Here is a 248-nt window from a genome sequence, read left to right as displayed (position 1 = left end):
GGCGAGCAGCCCGACCGCGACCAGCGTCCGCGGCTGGATCAGCCAGCTCAGCCCGTCGGCGATCCGTCCCGGCAGGTAGACGACGGCGACGAGCAGCAGCATCGCGGCGAGGAACGCCAGGTAGAGGCTCATCGGCGCGCGCAGCACGAACCGGCAGGCGGTGGTGACGCCGGGACGGCGGCCGAGCCGGGCCAGCGGGGCGGCGAAGAGCCCGAGCAGGCCCAGCTGGACCAGGCCGAGGAGCAGCA

At 75.0% G+C, this 248-nt stretch carries 1 pseudogene; it reads right to left on the bottom strand.

What is annotated here, in order from left to right:
• A pseudogene (locus G3I65_RS29490) lies at positions 1-248 on the bottom strand (phospholipase); the annotation flags it as partial.

The sequence above is a fragment of the Amycolatopsis sp. SID8362 genome (genome assembly GCF_010550475.1).
Lineage (GTDB): Bacteria > Actinomycetota > Actinomycetes > Mycobacteriales > Pseudonocardiaceae > Amycolatopsis > Amycolatopsis eburnea.
Note: the sequence above shows the minus strand (reverse complement) of the source record. Positions and strands in the feature narration are given on the sequence as shown.